Source organism: Parablautia muri (assembly GCF_009917485.1).
Lineage (GTDB): Bacteria > Bacillota > Clostridia > Lachnospirales > Lachnospiraceae > Suilimivivens > Suilimivivens muri.
The window spans coordinates 1-1,688 of sequence record NZ_QZDT01000150.1 but is presented as its reverse complement, the minus strand read 5'-3'; the positions used below and the strand labels follow the sequence as shown (position 1 = coordinate 1,688).

Below are 1,688 nucleotides of genomic sequence, written 5' to 3'. Positions count from 1 at the left end.
GAGGGCCTGAACCCGGAGCAGCCCAGAGCGGTTCGGAAATGGGATCCCCCAAAGCCCGGGAAACCCGAAAATCCCTTATAAGTACTGGAGAATCCTGCTGTTTTATGGTATAATGGGCACATCAGAACAGGAAGGTTTTCAGCCCATGCCGGATACAGAACAGGAATACAAAAAGCAGATCAGAGAACTGGAACAGCAGGTCCAGCTCCTTAGGGAACAGGTTGATTTCCTTACCCGTAAACTTTACGGAACAAAATCAGAGAAGACGTCTGCCCTTGAAATAGAGGGACAGATGTCTCTTTTTAATGAAATGGAATCCTGTGCGGATCCGGATGCCCATGAGCCGGACCTGGTCGAAGTCGAAAAGCATCTGCGTAAAAGGAAATATGCCGGCCAGCGGGAAAAACTGAACAAAGACATTCCCCGCAGCAAAGTGCTCCACACGATTGATGAGAGGGAACAGATCTGTGAAAAGTGCGGGAGCGCCATGGCAAAAGTCGGGGAGGAGTTTGTCCGTACCGAGGTACAGTTCATTCCTGCCAGCCTCAAGGTGATCGACCATTACCGGGAAACCTATGAATGCAGGACATGCCGCAAAAACGGAACACCTTATATGGAGAAGTCCCCGGTGCCCCATCCCCCGGTCATGCATTCCCTTGCGTCTGCTTCCACAATCGCATGGCTCATCCATCAGAAGTTTGAACTGGGCATCCCGTTATACCGCCAGGAAAAGGAATGGGAGGCCCTGGGCCTTTCCTTGAGCAGGGCAACGATGTCGAACTGGCTCCTTTGCGTCTACCGGGACTGGCTCTCCCATGTGGCCGGCCGCCTCAGGCAGGAGCTTCTGAAACAGGAGTATCTGCACATCGATGAGACCCACGTACAAGTGCTGAAGGAACCAGGGAGGAAGAACACTTCGGATTCTTATATGTGGGTATACTGCAGCATCAGGGACTGCAAACAGCCGGTCCGGTATTTTGAGTACCAGCCGGGGAGAGGCGGGAAATATCCGGAAGCATTTTTAAAGGGCTATACCGGATATATCCATACGGATGCTTATTCCGGGTACAATGGGGTGAAAGGGGTTACAAGATGCCTGTGCTACACCCATCTGCGCCGCGCCTTTGTGGACGCGCTGCCAAAAGACCTCCATGGGACGGAAGCTTCAAAGCCTGCGGAAGCGGTGGTTCGTCTGAATAAGCTGTTTGAGATCGAAAAGGAACTGGAGGGCCTTGACCCGGAACAGAAGAAAAAGGAACGGATCGACCGCGAGAAACCGCTTCTCGAGGCTTTTTGGTCATGGGCAGAGATACACTCTGCCGGAGAACTGCCAAAGTCGAAGCTCCATACAGCTTTCCAGTATGCCCTGAACAACCGGCAGGAGTTCTTCAACTATCTTGAGGATGGGAACTGTTCCATCAGCAATTCCCTTGCGGAGAACTGTATCCGCCCCTTTGTGATTGGCCGGAAGAACTGGCTGTTTGCCGGAAGTCCGAAGGGTGCTGCGGCAAGTGCAGGAATCTACACGCTGGTCGAGACAGCGAAAGCCAATGGGCTGGATGCAATGAAATATATCAAATATATCCTGTCAGATATGCCGGGGAGTATATTTCTTGAGAATCCGGAATATCTGGATGACTATCTGCCATGGGATCCCATGGTACAGGAACGGTGCCGATGACCACTGC

Annotated in this window: 1 protein-coding gene; it reads left to right on the top strand. The window is 52.1% G+C overall.

Features of this window, described 5'->3' with window-relative positions; genetic code table 11:
• Positions 1 to 145: 145 nt before the first annotated feature.
• On the top strand, positions 146 to 1,681 hold the full coding sequence (gene tnpC, locus D5281_RS24825) for an IS66 family transposase (RefSeq protein WP_160562518.1): 1,536 nt from the start codon (positions 146 to 148) through the stop codon (positions 1,679 to 1,681).
• The last annotated feature ends 7 nt before the right edge of the window (positions 1,682 to 1,688 follow it).